Raw genomic sequence first — 18,098 nt, forward strand, 5'->3', positions numbered from 1 at the left:
TTATGGTATAATTTTGTCTTATTCAAAAATAAAGAAAATTAAAATGAAAGCAATAGTCATTACAGCAACAGGAGACAAAGATCAGTTGAAGTTTGTGGAAATACCCCTTCCCGAAATTAAGGACGGTGAGGTTTTGATACAGGTTAAAGCCTTTAGCATTAATCCTGTCGACATTAAAACCAGAAAAGGGAATGCGATATACGAAAAAATAGCTGCCGATGGCCCTGTTATTTTGGGCTGGGACGTTTCGGGGGTGGTGACCCGTTCGGCATCTGATCTGTTTAAAACCGGAGATGAAGTGTTTGGTATGGTCAATTTTCCAGGGCATGGAAAAGCTTATGCCGAGTATGTAGCTGCCCCTGCAGATCAGCTGGCCCTAAAACCGGCAAACATAAGCCATAAGGAAGCAGCCGCGGCAACTCTGGCTGCCCTTACGGCCTGGCAGGCCCTGGTGAGTAATGCAGGGGTTAAAACAGGCGATCGTGTACTTATTCAAGCCGCAGCCGGTGGGGTAGGTCATTATGCTGTTCAGATTGCCAAACATTTAGGTGCGTTTGTAATTGGAACATCTTCTGCCCAGAACAAAGAATTTGTATTGTCGCTGGGTACAGACCAGCACCTGGACTATAAAGCGCAGGCTTTTGAAACTGTACTTAAAGACCTTGATTTGGTATTGGATGCGATGGGAGGCGATTACATTGACCGTTCCCTGGAAGTGATCAGGCCAGGTGGTACATTAATTACCCTGCCTTCAGGCTTAAGTGAAGGTATTGCTAAAAAATCAGAAGCCAAAAAAATAAATGGCTATCACATTATGGTTAAATCTAATGGTAAAGACATGCAGTCCCTGGCGGATTTGCTGGAAAAAGGCATTATAAAATCACATGTCTCCCAAAGCTTTTCTTTTGAGGAAATCAAACAAGCCCATGAGCAAATCGAAAGTGGCAGGACGATAGGAAAAATTGTAGTGGAGTTTTAAGGAGGAACACCATTTCATTTGTAAATATGGCACAGCGGTCCTGCTGTGCCATTTACATTACTAACCAAGTAATTCAAACCTTCTGGAAGCATACCCAAAAAGGATCTTCCTGTCCAAAGCGGTGGAATAAGGAAGACCATCAAATATAAACAGGAACCCGCCAGGCCGGGGGTGAAAATCTAATCTGAATGGGGTTGAAATCTTACTGAATATAATCGGTCGGGGTTTTTCCAAACTGTTTTTTAAATTCCTTGCTAAAGTATTTCCGGTCAGAAAACCCCACCATATAACCCACTTCATACACCGTATATTTTTTTTGCAACAGCAGTTGCGCCGCCTTTTTTAAACGAATGGTCTTTGAAAAATCATTAACAGATAAACCTGTCAGAGCTTTGAGCTTTTTATACAGTACCGGTAAACTCATACCGGTTTTTTCGGCCAGCATTTCTACCCCGAAATCTTCATCTTCCATATGTTGTTCAATAAGAAGTACCATTCTGGAAAGAAATTGTTCCCCGGCCTGGTCTGGTTCCAGCGGATTAGGCTCTGGTATAAAGCCCTTACTGTATTTACGGCGTAGCTTTTCCCGGGCTTGCATTAAGTTATGCACCTGCAATTGCAATACTTTAACGCTAAATGGCTTGGTCAGATAAACATCTGCACCCCGGCTCAGGCCTGTGATCTGGTCATTTTGCTCAGTCTTTGCGGTCAAAAGCAGTACAGGGATATGATCAGTCCTTTCATCCTTTTTTAGCTGGTCACATAATGTAAAACCATCCATTTCCGGCATCATCACATCACTGATAATCAAATCCGGAATTTCATTCACCGCCATGTCCCAACCCTGCTTTCCATTTGAAGACAGCAAAATATGGTAATCCTGCTCCAGTGATTCCCGGATCAACTGCTGCAGTCCGGTATGGTCTTCTACAATCTGAATGGTGTAGTTTTTTGGGGTTTTAGGAGCAATTTCTGGATCAGATGCCGGCTCACTTTCTATTAAGGGAATTATATATGGCTTTAGCGGATGGGGCTGTGTGCGTAACTGGTCTTCGCTAAAATGTTGTTTTCCAGATCTTAGGCAAATATTAAAACAGGTATGACCATGCTGCTGGCCCCTGGCAGTTTCGCTTTTCACTTCAATTTTTCCTTTATGCAATTCGATAATGTGCCTGGAAAGGGCCAGTCCAATCCCATAACCGGTATTCTGGATGCTGTGGTCATCAACCTGGAAATAATTCACAAACAACTGGTCCAGGTATTCTGGCGAAATGCCCCTGCCGGTATCGACAATATGGATCTGTACTTCTTCGGCCTGTTGATAAACAACAATCGTTATTTTCCCATGGTCGGGTGTAAACTTAAAGGCATTGGACAACAGGTTAAAGAATACCTTTTCAAGTTGCTCGCTGTCAAAGTAAAGCAAAACTGGCTGCCCGGGGTGTTCAAAAGTAAAGCCAATCTGTTTTTTAACCGACAATTCTTTAAAGGAGTTGTAAATATCCTGTATAAATGGGACCAGGTCATACCGGGCAACTTTTAGTTTTAAATTTTTAGTATCCGCCTTTCTAAAGTCCATCAGTTCACTGACCAGCTTTAAAAGTCTGTCTGCGTTGTTTTTGATGCCTTTTAGCTGCTCTATGGCTTTCGGGTCTTTTTGGTTGTCCATTAATTTCTCCACGGGGGCCATAATCAAGGTCAGGTGTGTCCGGATCTCATGTGAAATGTTGGTGAAAAAATTGAGTTTGATCTGGTGCAGTTCCTCATCCTTTCGAAGCAGGCCCCGGAGGTAAAAAAAACGGGTAATAAAAAAGATCACCACCGCCAATAAAACAGCGTAAAGGCCGTAAGCCCACCAGGTTTTCCATAAAGGGGGTGAAATTTCTATTTGCATTTGTATAGGGCTGCTCCAGACCCCGTCGTTATTGGCCCCTTTAACCAAAAAAGTATAAGAACCCGCCGGCAAATTGGTATAGGTAGCAGCCGGGGTATGACTTTCTATCCATTCTTCATTAATGCCTTCCAGTTTATAGGCATACTTGTTTTTACCCGCTTTAATATAGTTCAGCAAGGCAAATTCAATACTAAAAATATTCTGATCATGTTTAAAAACCAGTTTTTTGGTAAAACCAATATCACGGTCCAGCAACTGTTCCCGGGACCGGATTCCAATGGGTTCATTAAAAAGCCTCAGGCCGGTGAAAACCATTGGGGCTTTGAAACTGTTTTTTCCAATTTCTTCGGGCTGGAAATAGGTAAGCCCGTTAAAGCCACCAAAATACATGGTCCCGTCTGTGGCTTTAAAAAAAGAGTTATAATTGAATTCATCGCTGGACAATCCGTCACTGGTAGTGTAGGTCTGGAAAACATGGCGTTGAGGATCGAATTTGGAAAGGCCATTTGAAGTGCTGATCCACAATTGCTGTTGGCCATCTTCCAGAATACCCAGTACATTATTATTAGCGAGTCCGTCTTTTACGGTATAGGGTTTACGAAAGGTTTTAAATTGCAACTCATATTTACTCAGGCCGCCATAGTATAAGCCCACCCATATATTGCCTTTGGAATCTTCCTGAATGCAATTAATGTAGTTTGCATTGTTGTTGACGCTGTTACTGCCCTGGGACAATTTAAAATACAACAGGGAAGCAGCGCCTGGTATATATTGGTACAATCCTGCAGTAGTGGCAATCCATATGTTTTTCCTGCTGTCTTCAAAGAGTACTTTTATGTTTTTCGAAGACAGGTTTTTTACTGCAGGAATTTGGGGGGAAGGGCTCAGTTCAGCACCCGATTTTTTAAATATTTTTAAACCGGTCTGGCTGCCTACCCATAAAGCACCTTTATGATCTTCCAATAGGGCAACAATCTCTGACCGGGTGGAACTGCCTTTTTCTCCTTGCGTACGGTAATGTACAAAATGCTGGTTGGCAGGGTTAAAAAGGTTCAGGTCACCGCCATGGGTACCAATCCATAAATGATTTTCCTTGTCCCTGTACAGGATTTTAACCAGATTGGAGCCCAGGCTGCCTGCATCGCCGTGACTATAATTATAGGCCCTGAAAGCTTTTGTGTTTTTGTTAAAATGGCTTAAGCCACCACCTTCGGTACCTATCCATAAATTATCATCCTGATCGCTGACAATAGAGCTGATTACATTGTGATTTAACCCGGGTTGCTTTTCATCATACTGCCAGGTCTTAAAATTGGTGGCAAAGGCATAGCGGACATTCACCCCACCATAATAAGTCCCAATCCATACAGAACCGTTCCGGTCTTCATATAAACTATAAATGGAATTTTGATTGAGGCTTTGATTGTTGGCTTTTCTATGCTGGAAAGAACGGAAAGTACGGCTTTGGGGTTGTAAAATACTCAGGCCTTCCTGGGTGCCGATCCAGAGTTCTCCGTGTCGATCTATAATCATTTTCCGGATGGCGTTATGGACAATTCCACCACCTGTTCCTTCGGTATGCTGGAAGCGGGTAAACGACTGGTCCTTTTTTTGGAATAGGTTTAAGCCACCTGTTTCGGTTCCAAACCAGAGGTTTTGCTGTTTGTCCTGAACAATGGCCGTAACAGCGTTATCACTGATGCTGTTGTTGTTGTTATTGCTGGTAAACAGTTTTACAGCACCACGGTTTTTAGCGATACAAGCCAGGCCTTTATTGGTGCCTATCCACAACTGACCCTGGTCATCTTCAAAAAGGCTTAGAATTTCTGTAGCAGTGATGTTTCCGGGAATGCCTGTTTTCCAGGCCGGAACAAATACATTATGGTCTCGGTCCCTGAGCTGGTAAAGTCCTTTGGAACTTCCTGCCCAGAGTTTTCCGCTTTTGTCCTGGTAAATACAGGTGATGGCATGAACACCACCCGGCAAATAAATCCTTTCAAAGGAATTTAAAATGGGATTAAATTTATTAAGGCCGTTAGAGGTGCCCACCCATAAAGTCTTTTGTGCATCACAATAAATAGAAAGGATATAATCATCCGAAAGGGTGGTGCTGTCCGAGGCAATGCTTTTATACAAACGGAAACCATGCCCGTCATAGCGGTTCAGGCCAAAGCGCGAACCATACCACATAAAACCCCGGCTGTCCTGTGCAATTGCAAAAATTGAATTTTGCGAAAGCCCGTTCCTGGTCATCAGTTGATTGAAGCGCAATTCCTGGGCCCTGCTTGTCCAATGCAGAAACAGGAACGCGATAAAAAAAACAATTCTTTTCATCTTGCCTGAAGAGGTAATATTTGGTTGTCTGGTTTTAAGGTTTGTCGGGGAGCGTTGATCTAAAATACAATTTGTATTCGGTTTAAAAGGCCTAAATAAGATTTTCACCCCATTTAGTCCTGATTTTCACCCTTCTATTTTTTCAAATCCCTTCAACTTTACCCTTAGCCAAATAACACCTAAACCAAACCACATGAATAAACTTTACTTCAATGTAAAGGGAAAGCATTTGTATTTAAAATCCCTGTCCAGGGGATTATGCATGGTCATGCTTGTTCCTTTTTTTGCCACCGCCCAGAAAAAGCCGGGCAGTAAGAAAACCAAAGACCAGGTCGAAATTGCCGGAATAACCAGGGGGCAGCTGAGCAACATTTACGGCGAACCGCTTTTTGGGGTGAGTATTCTGAACAAGGCCACCAACCTTACTGCACTATCGGATAAAAAAGGAAATTATTCCCTGATGGCCGACTCGGGGACAGTACTGATGTTTTCTTTAAAAGGATACCTGACCCAGGAAACCAAAGCCACAGGCCGGGCGCTCAACCTGGTGTTTACGGAAACTGAAAAACCGCAGGCCAGTGTTTACCGACTGTACGATGATCAGAAAAAAACAACGAGCATCCTGTCTTCAGAAAGTATTTACACCAGGGACCTGACCAGCTCACCGGTAACAGCCATTAACAATGCGTTGAGTGGCCGGATTTCGGGGCTCAATACACTTCAAACCACAGGTATACCGGGTCTGGACGGGGCGGGGATATCTTTAAGGGGACAAAATCCGACTGTTTTAATCAACGGCGTGCCAAGGGATCTGTCTTCCATAGACCCCGAAGAAATTGAATCGGTTACCGTGCTGAAAGATGCACTGGCCACAGCTATGCTCGGGCAGCGGGGATCGGGTGGCGCCATTCTGATCCGCACCAGGAAAGGAGAGGTCGGGAAGCAGAAAATTTCTTTTACAGCACAGACCGGTCTGCAAACACCCATCCGCCTGCCAAAACCACTCGATGCTTTTAATTATGCCACTTTATACAATGAGGCTTTGGCCAATGACGGGAAGCCCCCCGTATATACTGCGGCAGACCTGGAGGCCTACCGGACCGGATCAGATCCGGTAGGGCACCCCAATGTGGACTGGTACAAAGAAATCCTTAAAAGTAATGCACCATTTACACGTTACAACCTGAATACTTCAGGAGGTGGCAATAATGCCCGCTACTTTGTGGCTGTCGATTACCTGGACCAGGGCGGCCTTTTAAAAACGGCAGATAAAAATGTGTATAACACCAATGCTGATTTTAAACGTTATATCGTCCGGACCAATATAGATGTCGACCTGACAAAAAATTTACTCCTGAACTTAAACCTTTTCGGAAGGATTGAGAACGGAAATTCGCCCGGAGGGAGTTTGATCAGCGGTTCTGCAAATTTAGGCGTCAACCGCATCCTGAATGCCCTGGCAGCCACAGCAAACAATGCCTATCCCATGCTTAATCCCGATGGTTCCCTTGGTGGAAACAAAGATTTTCAAAACAACATCTACGGATTAAGTACCCAGAGTGGTTACACCCTTAGTTATACCCGGGATATGTCTGCCGATATTTCCCTGAAAAGAACGCTCGACGATGTACTTAAAGGACTTTGGCTAAAAGCAATGGCCAGTTTTAACACCAATCTTTCAGAGGTGACCCCAAGAGGAAAAACCTTTGCGGTTTACCAGGCCCAGAACGGACCGTCGGGATTGACCTATCAGCGTTTTGGTACTGATGGTACCATAGCAGCAGGGAGCAGCACCAATACTGCCCAGTATAAAAATTTCTATTCGGAGCTCTCTGCAGGTTTCGACCGGACTTTTAAGGACCATCATATTAACATTCTGGCCAATGCCAGCAGCCAGAACATTTCCATTTATAGTGACCTTCCTTTAAGTTACAATACCCTTGCCGGTACGGTATCCTACGATTATAAAGGAAAATACCTGGCCGAAGCTGCAATGAGTTACAGTGGCTTAAACCGTTACCGGGATGATAAGCGCTATGGCTTTTTCCCTGCGGCAGGCCTGGGCTGGAACATCGCCAAAGAAGACTTTATGAAAGGTACATCGGCCTGGCTGAACACCCTGAAATTAAGAGCTTCTTATGGCCGGACAGGGAATGCCAATATCGGTTACTTTGTTTACAACCAGTATTTTGCCGATGGACCAGGTTACTATTTTGGGGCGGGCTCCGGTACTTTTGTGTATTCGGCGGCAGAACAGCAACTGGCCAATCCAAATGCAACCTGGGAAAAGGCCGACAAGCTGAACCTGGGACTAGATGGAGGGTTGTTTAACAATAAGCTGAGTTTTTCTGTAGAATATTACAACAATAAATATTTCGACCTCATGCAAACCCGGGGCAGGAACACGGCCATTATTGGTAATTCCTATCCTTTGGAAAACATTGGGATCAGCAGGTATAAAGGCATAGATGCAACTGCAAGTTACCGCAATAACCTCAATAATTTCAATTACTTCGTTTCGGGTAACATTACTTCCAACAATAAGATCGTGGAGTACCAGGATGAGGTTTTCAGGCCATACGACTGGATGAAAAGAACCGGACAGCGTACCGATCAGATTTTCGGTTACATCGCCGATGGTTTTTATAAAGACGCTGCGGATATTGCGGCCAGCCCTAAAACAGAAGGCTATAACCCTGTTCCGGGAGACATTAAGTACAAGGATCTGAACAATGACGGGGTAATCAACCAGTTCGATCAGAAGGCGCTGAAAAACAACCGTCCGATGATCTATTATGGTTTATCCTTCGGTTTTGAATATAAAGGTTTTGATTTTAGTGCTTTACTGCAGGGTGCAGCAAACCGGAGCATTTATGTCAGCGGCTCAACCCAATGGGAGTTCCAGGATGATGGAAAAGGACAGGCCTATGCACAGCACCTGGACAGATGGACCCCGGCAACGGCCGCAACGGCTACCTATCCGCGTCTTTCTATAGGCAGTAACCCGAATAACCAGGCAAGTTCTTCGTTCTGGCTGCAGTCGGGCAATTACATGAGGCTAAAGAACATGGAAGTTGGCTACACCCTGCCACAAAGGCTGGTGTCGAAAATTAAACTGGCTTCGGTAAGGGTATTTGCAAATGGAATGAACCTTTTTACCCTTTCAGCAAATAAGCAAATCGACCCGGAAACCTTCGGAAATGGTTATCCGGCGCAAAGGATTGTAAACGCTGGTGTCAACATTAAACTTTAATCGTATGAAAAGTATACTATATACCTTACTTGGTGTGCTGCTGTGCCTGAGCGCCTGTAAGAAAAACAATATTGAACAGGTCCCGCTGGAAAAATGGACAGATGGGATCATTTTTGATCCTTCTGATTCCCTGGGTAATTATGCCAAAAACTTCCTGAATGATATTTATACAGGACTGCCAACTGGTTATAACCGCATTGGAAACCTTTTTGGGACCACCACTACCTACGATGTGCTGGATGCGGCAAGTGACGATGCCATTGCTTCCAAAACCTCCAGTACCATTGAGGCTTTTACCAATGGAAGAATCAGTAGTTCCAATGTGGTGGACGACGCCTGGGCCAAAAACTATTCGGGCATCCGGAAAGTAAATATTTTTTTGGCCAACGTAGGAAAAGTGCCCTTTAAGCAATCTATGATCACGGAAAAAAATTACTGGATCGCTGAAAGCAGGTTTTTAAGGGCCATGTTTTATTTTGAACTGATCAAACGCTACAGGGGCGTACCCTTGCTGGGCGACCGGATCCTGACCATAGATGATGACCTTTCCCTAAAAAGAAATACGCTGGAAGAATGCGTACAATATGTTCTGTCGGAAATTGAAGCGGTGAAGGACCAGCTGAGGCCAAATCCGCTACAGGATGCCGATATAGGCAGGGCATCCAAAGCCGCTGCTCTGGCCTTAAAATCCCGTTTGCTTTTGTATATGGCCAGTCCATTGTACAACATGGGCAATGACCCAGGCAAATGGCTGCTGGCAGCGAATGCAGCAAAAGACCTGATGAACCTCAGCAGCAGCATAGGCCTGGAAAGTGTGTACCTCAACGTGTTTACCACCCGCAAAAACAAAGAGGTGATCCTGGCTTTTCAGAAGACGGTAAACCAGGGGGTGGAAAAAGACAATGCACCGGTAGGTTATACCGATGCAGTGGCCAGTAATGGCTTAACCAGTCCGACCCAGGAACTGGTGGATGCTTTTGAAATGAAAAACGGAAAAGCCATTACAGATCCTTCTTCGGGTTATAGTGCAGGCAATCCTTATGTGAACCGTGATCCCCGTTTTTACAATACCATATTTCATAACGGGATGATGTGGGTCAAACGGGCCGTCCAGACTTTTGAGGGCGGTTTGGATAAGCCGGGCGGCATTGTAACCCAAACGCGTACTGGCTATTACATGCGTAAATTTATGGCCGATTTTTCTACCGCCACCACCTATAGCAACCAGACCCATAACCCCGTCATTTTTCGCTATGCAGAAACCTTGCTAAATTTTGCGGAAGCACAAAATGAATACGCCGGGCCAACAGCAGAAGTTAAAAAAGCAATAGAAGACATCCGTCAGCGGGCCGGGCTGGTCCCTTTTGCCCTGTCGGCAGCTTTAAGCAAAGAGCAGATGAGGGATGTGATCCGGCATGAAAGAAGGGTGGAAATGGCTTTTGAAGAACAGCGTTTCTGGGACATCAGAAGATGGAAAATTGCAGAAAATGTATTGAACGGAAAATTGCATGGGATGCGCATTACGCAAACCAGCCCGGGCGTATTCAGTTATGCACCTTATGAGGCCAATACGGTTTCTTTTGATGCGGCTAAAATGTACAGTTATCCCATCCCTTATTCCGAGATCACAAAAAACACAAACTTAACCCAAAATCAGGGCTGGTAAATACTGCCGCTCCATTTTTGAAACAAACAAAACTCAGGTTATGCAAAGAATACGATATATAATAGCTGTACTGTTTTTTCTGGCACCAGGATATCTTCTGGCCCAGCAAAATAAAGTGATCAGGGGACTGGTCCGTGAAAGTGGCGGGGTATTGCCCGGAGCTACGGTCACCGAAAAGGACCTGCCCAGTAACGGTACCCTGACTGCAGCCGACGGTACATTTAAACTCAGCTTAAAAGGAAACTCTAAAATAATTGTGGTCCGCAGCATTGGTTTTATTTCCCAGGAAGTGAATGTGGGCAATAAGCAAGACATTACCATAAGCCTGGCTGTAGATGCAAAAGGTTTGGAAGAAGTACTGGTGGTTGGTTTTGGTAAACAGAAAAAGATTACCAATACCGGGGCCGTAAGTTCCATTAATGCCTCAGAGATCAGGCAAAATCCAACTGCCAGTGTGCAAAATACCCTGGCCGGCCGTTTGCCAGGTTTCTTTTCCCAGCAAAGGAGCGGACAGCCTGGTAAAGATGGTGCTGACTTTTTTATCCGTGGGGTAAGCAGTTATACGTCCGGACAAAGGCCTTTGATTATTGTAGATGATATTGAATACAGCTATTCGGATGTAGCCCAGCTGGACCCGAACGAGATCGAAAATATTTCAATTTTAAAAGATGCCTCTACCACTGCCATTTATGGGGTAAAAGGGGCCAATGGCGTAATGGTCATTACCACCAGACGGGGGCAATCCGGTACCCCGGTTATTAATTTTAAAACAGAATTGGGTTTACAGCAGAAAACCTTTACGCCAAAATTCCTGGGTGCATACGATGCGGCTGTGCTCACCAACCAGGCATTGGTAAACAGCGATCAGACCAAGCGTTTTACCGATCGTGACCTGGAATTGTTTAAAAACGGGACTGATCCTTACGGTCATCCCGATGTCGATTGGTACAATACCCTGATGAACCGGACGGCTTTAATTTCCAGGACCAATCTGGACATTTCAGGCGGGACCGAAAGCGTAAAATATTTTGTTTCTCTGGGCTATTTATGGCAAAATGGTGCGTTAAAAGATTTTAGTGCCAAAAATGAGGTCAACAATACCCATTATTATAAACGTTATAATTTTCGTTCTAATTTAGACATACAGGCCACCAAAACCCTGAACCTCCGTTTGGACATGACCGGCCGTTTTGGTGAAACCAACGAACCCATTACCAACAGTCCAAACAGCAACGGCCTGATCGGGGAAATTTACAGTTATAATTTTCTGCCGCCGTTTGCTTATCCGATATACAATCCCGACGGTACGTATGGAACCAATGCGGCTTTAAGTTCAACCAATGTGGTGGGCCGGTTGGCCACACAAGGGTACAACAGAAGTTTTGACAACGACCTGAACATTACTTTTGGCGGAACCCAGAAACTGGATATGCTGACAGAAGGTTTGTCGGCAAAAGCGCTGATCTCCTATGCCAGTTCCCAGACCAATACCAGGGGCCTGAGCAGGACAAGTACTTATTTTCCGCAGTACTATTACAATCCGGATAACAATACCTATACCCCTAAAGATGCCACTGTTTACCGTTTGCCCGCTTATGTCTTAACCCGTACTGCGGGCGGGGTTTCCAGAACGACCAATATCCAGGCTTCCTTAAATTACGACCATACTTTTGGTGCACACCGGGCTTACGGCTTGGCTTTGTATAACCAGAACAGTTACATCCAGAACGACAATGGGGTAGCAGGATCCAGTATTCCTGCAAATTTCAGGGGCATTACCCTAAGGACAGGTTATGATTTTAAACAGAAATACCTCTTCGAATTTAATGCCGCCTATAACGGGACCGATAAATTTGTTGGACAGAAACGTTATGGCTGGTTCCCGGCCCTGTCTGCGGGATGGAACATTGCCGAAGAATCCTTTTTCAAAAAGAACATCCCGGTGGTCAACTTATTTAAAATCCGGGGATCTTACGGGCTTGTTGGATCGGATAATATTGGCGACTCTAAATTTGTGTACGATCAGGTGTATACCAATGACGGCAGTTATTCTTTTGGACAACAGCACAACAACTACAATGGAATAAAAGAAGGCGCACTGGGAAATGACAACATTACCTGGGAAAAAGAAAAGAAAGCCGATGTAGGATTGGACGTATCCATGTTTGGAGGTAAGCTCTCTTTTACCGTCGATTATTTTAACAATAACCGTTACGACATCTTAACCGCAAGGGCAAGTGTACCTCTAATTGTAGGTATTGGTTTGCCTCCGGTGAACCTTGGAAAAGTAAACAACAGGGGATGGGACGGGGAAATCAATTACCGCAGCAACATTAAGGATTTCCAGTATTTTTTAAGGGGGACTTTTTCTTATGCAAAAAACAAAATTATATTCAGGGATGAGGCCAATCCGCGTTATCCATGGCTGGCCCGTACCGGACAATCTATTGGTCAGGGCTTTGGATACATTTTTGACGGTTTTTATCAGGATGCGGCAGATATTGCAAACAGTGCCAAACCCACCACAAGCATTAAACCCGGTGACATTAAATACAAAGACCTGAACGGCGACGGGATTATAGATGCCCTTGACCAAAGGGCCATTGGGCACCCGAACCTGCCCAGCACCACCCTTGGACTAACACTTGGTTTCAGTTATAAAGGATTTAGTTTCAGCATGCTGATGCAGGGGTCATTTGGATACAGCATGTATTTTGCTTCGGAAGCGATAGAGGCTTTGAGTGCTAATTTTCAACCCATTCACCTGCAGGCCTGGACACCTGAACTGGGCAATAACGCGAAATTTCCGTTACTGGGCACCAACAGCACCATCAGCAGGGCCAATGTTTCTCCTTCGGATTTCTGGTTGATAGATGCCAAATACCTGCGCCTGAAAACCATGGAGGTGGGCTACCAGTTGCCTTCCCGATGGATCAAAAAAATCGGTCTGAAGGGGGTCAGGGTATATGCCAATGGTTATAACCTGCTCACCTGGACCAATGTCGATAAATTTTACCAGGCGGATCCCGAATCTGTAAATGCTTCAGGAGGTATTATCAATACCGGGGCCATTACTGCCTATCCGAACCAGCGCATTTACAATTTTGGAGCATCATTTTCATTATAACATTTAAAATTTTCAGCTCATGAAGATAAAAACGATATACCTGCTTATGGCCGTCCTGCTGATCTCTGCAGGGGCCTGCAAAAAAGGAGGTTTCCTGGATGCAAAGCAACCCAGTGACCTGAATGAACAAACTACTTTTACAGATAGTGTAAGGACCATTGCTTTCCTGACCAGGATCTATACAGAGGTGGGTTTTAATTTTGATGCCAACAGGTGGGAAGGTGGTGGTCATCCGGTCCTGGCCGATGAGGCCATTCCAGTGCGTTACACTGGTCCACAGAACGATGCCATTTTAATGGCCAGCGGGGCCCTTTCGGCCTCCAGTACCAATGTGAGCAAACAAGTGCAAGTCCTCAACAACTGGAAAACACCCTGGGAAAACATCCGCAGGGCCAATGTCTTTTTAAAAGATGTAGACAAAAGTCCTTTAAGTGCGGGTTTGAAAAGACAGTTTAAAGCAGAGGCCCGTTTTTTAAGGGCCTGGTATTACTTTCAGCTGGTTAAGGTGTATGGTGGGGTTCCCCTGATTGGAGACGTCACCTATGTCGCTACCGATAACATCGACCTGCCGCGTTCCAGCTATGGCGATTGTGTAAATTATATCGTTAGTGAATGCGATGCGGCGGCAAATGACCTGCCCACTTTTGCCGGTCAGCTGCAGCAGGATTATGGCAGGGTAACCAAGGGCGCCTGCATGGGACTAAAATCAAGAATGTTGCTGTATGCGGCCAGCCCCTTGTTTAATGGTGGCGGAATTGCGACAGATGGAAACCTGAAAAATATCACCGGCTACCCCAGTGCCGATCCTGAGCGATGGAACAAAGCTGCGCAGGCTGCAAAAGACATCATCAGTTCGGGCAGCTACAGTTTGCTGGAAGACAATTCCACCCGTATGGGCTATGGTTTTTACAGTGTTTTCCTAAAGCGTTACAACAATGAATATTTGTTTGCGGCCATGAAAGCGCCCAACCGGGAATATGAAAACAACCTGTTGCCAACTTCCAGGACCAGTGCCGGAAAATCCAGCGTACCTACCCAGGGTATGGTAGATGCTTTTGGAATGGAAAATGGTTTGCCGATTACCGACCCTGCTTCAGGTTATAACCCGAATGATCCTTATGTAAAAAGGGACCCGCGATTTGGCAATAGTGTCATTTACAATGGCTCTAAATTCTTTTTATCCAGCAGTAATGCCATGGTTGCGGTCAACACCTATGTAGGGGCAAGTCCGGACGGTCCGGCAGCTACAGGCCCGATTGCCATTTCGGGCTATTACTGGAGAAAAATGATGATTGAAGATGGGGGCGGCAATACAGACCGCTGTTATCCTTTAATCCGCTACGCTGAAATTCTGCTGAATTATGCAGAGGCACTCAACGAATACCAGGGACCGGTCAGTGAAGTGTACAATGCACTGGTGCAAATCAGAAGAAGGGCAGGTATTTTAGCAGGAACTTCCGGTAATTATGGTTTAAAGCCCGGAATGAGTAAGGAAGACATGCGTTTGCTGATTCAAAACGAACGCCGTGTGGAACTTGCCCTGGAAGAGCACCGTTTATGGGACGTAAGAAGATGGAAAATTGCAGAAGTTACAGATAATGCCATGTCAAGGGGAATGAAAATCACTAAAAATGGGAATAACTTCAGTTATGAAGTGATTGACCTGAAACCTCATGCTTTCCGGCCAGCGTTTTATCTTTTCCCGATACCAGAATCGGAAATTGCCAAATCACCTAAACTGATGCAGAACCCGGGCTGGTAAATGACTATGTTTAAATAAATAAAAATGAACATGAATAAATCTATAAGTGCCGGGCTGTTGGTTTTGGGAATGCTTTGCCTGTCTGCAAACCAACTTCGGGCGCAAAACAAATATTATGTGGATAACGGACTGGGCAATGATGCCTGGTCCGGAACATCCGAAAAACAAGCCTGGAAATCATTGGACAAGGTCAATTCGGTCGTTTTTAAAGCCGGTGACCAGATCTACTTTAAAAGAGGCGGCCAGTGGACAGGGCAGCTTTTGCCCAGCGGTTCGGGGACAAAGGAAAATCCCATTCTGTTTAGTGCCTATGGTAAAGGCAATCTGCCTGCCATTTCAGCTCAGGGAAAATTTAAGGATGTGGTGCTGATTAAAAACAGCAGTAATATTGCCCTGGAATATTTTGATTTATCGAACAAAGACAGTCTGGTCAATGAGCAGAAAACAGGCCCTGTGGGGGTACGCATTCTTTCAGAAAATATTGGGACCATTTCCAACATCCGTTTATCGAACCTTTACATTCACGATATTAACGGCGACAATAAAAAAGGCAGCAACGAAGGAAACGGAATTTTCTGGGATTGTCAGGGCCCCAAACCAAGTAATATTGAAAACCTGCTGATTGAAAACTGCAGGCTGCTGCGGGTAGACCGCAACGGCATCAGGGGCAACGGGACTTTCGGTTTCAGGACCAATTGGTTTCCCAATAAAAACCTGGTGATTCGCGGTTGTACCCTGGAAGATATAGGAGGGGACGGGATTGTCATCAAAGCCTTTGATGGCTCGCTTGTGGAACACAACAAACTATTCTACACACGGACCAGGGCAAAGGACAATGCAGTGGGCATCTGGCCGCACAGCAGTGACAATACGCTGATCCAGTTTAATGAAGTCGCCTTCACCAAAAACATAAATTTTGCCAATGACGGGCAGTCTTTTGACATAGATGGCAATTGCAGCAATACCATTATCCAGAACAATTACAGTCACGACAATGAAGGTGGTTTTATGCTGGTAATTTCCGATGCGATCAATGAGAAAAGTAAAATGACCACCAATAGCATTATTCGCAATAACCTGAGTATCAATGACGGAAACAACCGCCGCCGGCTATTCAATTTTGCACTGGTCACCGACAGCACACAGGTATATGGTAATGTGTTTTACAACAATTCAAAAGATCCAAAAAAAATAGAACTGTTGGATATTGAGCATGGTATTGCCAAAAACATTGTTTTTGAAAACAACGAGTTTGACTATAGAAACGGCACCCGGGGTGTTTTCACTAAGTCAGCAAAACAGTACGAGGCAGTCCGCTGGATTGGAAATTCCTTTAAAGGAAATATTGAGGGGCGCGAAAGACTGCTAGGCAAGAGCGAAGGAAAAAATGAAGGGCTAAAGAAAAACCGCAAAGAATTTCCCTGGAAATTCCTGAAAGAAAACGGGCTATAAAACAACATCATCACCCTATAAAAAGAACCCTATGATCACTAAATTTTTAACCATCACTTTGCTGGCGGGAGCCAGTTTAATGTCTTGTAAAAAAGCCGATCTGCAAAGCAACGCCAAACTGGAGGCCCTTGCCCTGGCAGATGCAGCAAGCGATACGGTATACACCAGCCCCCAGGCCCGCAACCTGAACCTCATTTATTTTGTACCCAATGACCTGGATACCCTTACCGGCTATCAGAAACGTTTAAGTGAGCTGATGCTCTGGACAAGGGATTTCTTTAAGTCCGAAATGAACCGGAACGGATATGGCGACAAAACCTTTGGTTTGTACACCAACGGAACCGGGAGCCGGGTAAAAATTATAACCATCAGGGGCACCAAAGCAAAAACGGAATATTCTTATTCCAGTGGTGCGGGCAATGTACAGGCCGAAGTGAACGCTTATTTTGCAGCCCATCCCGGAGAAAAAACCAGCGAGCATACGCTGGTCATTTTGCCTCGCTATTCTTTTAAAGCTGATGGTACCCCAAGTGGCGGGCCTTTTTTTGGTTTGGGCAAATGGTGTTTTGCGCTGGACTACGAAGGGATGGACATCAAAAACCTGGGCAAAAGTGATACCGAGGGCAATCGTTTCAGTGTATGGTTCGGAGGCATGGTGCATGAACTTGGCCATGGTTTAAACCTGCCGCACAATTGTCAGAAAGTCTCTGAAAATGTGACCTTGGGCATGGCTTTAATGTGGGCCGGAAACGGAACGCTCGGAAAATCAAAAACTTTTCTGACCGCTACCGATTGCGCCATTTTGAACGTAAACCAGATTTTTAACAATGACAGTAAAACTTATTACGGAACCGTTAATGCCCGGTTGACCAAAATTCATGCAGATTACGATGCAAATAAGGCGGCAATAGTCCTCTCGGGAAGGTTCAGCACAGATACCAAAGTAACCAGTGTGGTTTACTACAATGATCCGAACGTAAATAACGAAGGTACCGGGGTCAACCACGACTATAATGCCACCACCTGGGAGTCCAAGGCCATTGGCCTGGACAGTTTTTATGTAGAAATGCCCATTTCCGAGTTTAAGTATAAAGACGCAAGCCCTTACGAACTTCGGCTAAAGCTGGTCCATGAAAATGGCAATGTAACCCAGGCCACTTATAATTATAAATTTGTCAATGCTTTACCGGTGCTGGAGTTCAGTTCTAAAAACGAAATCAGTAAAAGTACCTGGAGCATTGCCGCATACAGTTCTCAGCAAACGACCTCGCCGGCCATGAATGTGATTGACAACAACCTGTCTACCGGATGGCACAGCCAATGGTCGGTGGCACCAGCGGCAAGTTATCCCCATTTCATTACCATTGATATTGGCCTGCAGCAAAGCCTGGATGGATTTACGATTCTGAATGCCGACCGAAGGGCCATTAAAGATGCAGATATCCTGTACAGCAATGATGGAATCAATTTCAGTCTTGCAGCCAGTTATCAGATCCCTAAACTGGGTTCGGTTCAGAATTTTGCTTTTCCTTCTACGCTGACCTTCCGCTACATTAAACTACTGGCCAAATCGAGCTGGGACGGAGAGCAGTTCGCCCAATTTGCAGAAATAGGCCTTTACAAAAACTAAT

The 18,098-nt window shown here is 45.0% G+C and carries 8 protein-coding genes; 7 read left to right on the forward strand and 1 reads right to left on the reverse strand.

Features of this window, described 5'->3' with window-relative positions; genetic code table 11:
* The first annotated feature begins 43 nt into the window (after nucleotides 1-43).
* Nucleotides 44-979 carry an NADP-dependent oxidoreductase gene (locus B0O44_RS11105; protein ID WP_110830248.1) on the forward strand — a complete coding sequence of 312 codons (936 nt, stop codon included), beginning with the start codon at nucleotides 44-46 and terminating at the stop codon, nucleotides 977-979.
* A gap of 202 nt (nucleotides 980-1,181) precedes the next feature.
* Here B0O44_RS11105 and B0O44_RS11110 read toward each other — a convergent pair whose 3' ends face one another.
* Nucleotides 1,182-5,207 carry a hybrid sensor histidine kinase/response regulator transcription factor gene (locus B0O44_RS11110; protein ID WP_146229811.1) on the reverse strand — a complete coding sequence of 1,342 codons (4,026 nt, stop codon included), beginning with the start codon at nucleotides 5,205-5,207 and terminating at the stop codon, nucleotides 1,182-1,184.
* Nucleotides 5,208-5,475: 268 nt separating this feature from the next.
* Between B0O44_RS11110 and B0O44_RS11115 the strand changes: the two genes are divergently transcribed.
* The 6 genes from B0O44_RS11115 to B0O44_RS11140 are packed head-to-tail and all read left to right on the forward strand — an operon-like array spanning nucleotide 5,476 to nucleotide 18,097.
* A complete protein-coding gene (locus tag B0O44_RS11115) occupies nucleotides 5,476-8,460 on the forward strand; it encodes a SusC/RagA family TonB-linked outer membrane protein (RefSeq protein ID WP_394340868.1) in 2,985 nt (994 codons plus the stop codon).
* A gap of 4 nt (nucleotides 8,461-8,464) precedes the next feature.
* Entirely contained in the window at nucleotides 8,465-10,126 is a 1,662-nt protein-coding gene (locus B0O44_RS11120) for a RagB/SusD family nutrient uptake outer membrane protein (RefSeq protein WP_110830255.1), read from the forward strand.
* 40 nt (nucleotides 10,127-10,166) lie between these two features.
* A complete protein-coding gene (locus B0O44_RS11125) occupies nucleotides 10,167-13,253 on the forward strand; it encodes a SusC/RagA family TonB-linked outer membrane protein (protein ID WP_110830258.1) in 3,087 nt (1,028 codons plus the stop codon).
* A gap of 19 nt (nucleotides 13,254-13,272) precedes the next feature.
* Nucleotides 13,273-15,015, forward strand: coding sequence for a RagB/SusD family nutrient uptake outer membrane protein (locus tag B0O44_RS11130; protein ID WP_110830260.1), 1,743 nt, complete (start codon nucleotides 13,273-13,275; stop codon nucleotides 15,013-15,015).
* A 30-nt stretch (nucleotides 15,016-15,045) separates the two neighbouring features.
* Nucleotides 15,046-16,467: a right-handed parallel beta-helix repeat-containing protein gene (locus tag B0O44_RS11135; protein WP_170123315.1), complete on the forward strand. Its 1,422-nt coding sequence runs from the start codon at nucleotides 15,046-15,048 to the stop codon at nucleotides 16,465-16,467.
* Between the two features lie 31 nt (nucleotides 16,468-16,498).
* Nucleotides 16,499-18,097 (forward strand): discoidin domain-containing protein, encoded by a 1,599-nt coding sequence (locus tag B0O44_RS11140; RefSeq protein WP_110830265.1) that lies wholly within the window; start codon nucleotides 16,499-16,501, stop codon nucleotides 18,095-18,097.
* The last annotated feature ends 1 nt before the right edge of the window (nucleotide 18,098 follow it).

The sequence above is a fragment of the Pedobacter nutrimenti genome, assembly GCF_003208655.1.
Classification (GTDB): Bacteria; Bacteroidota; Bacteroidia; order Sphingobacteriales; family Sphingobacteriaceae; genus Pedobacter; species Pedobacter nutrimenti.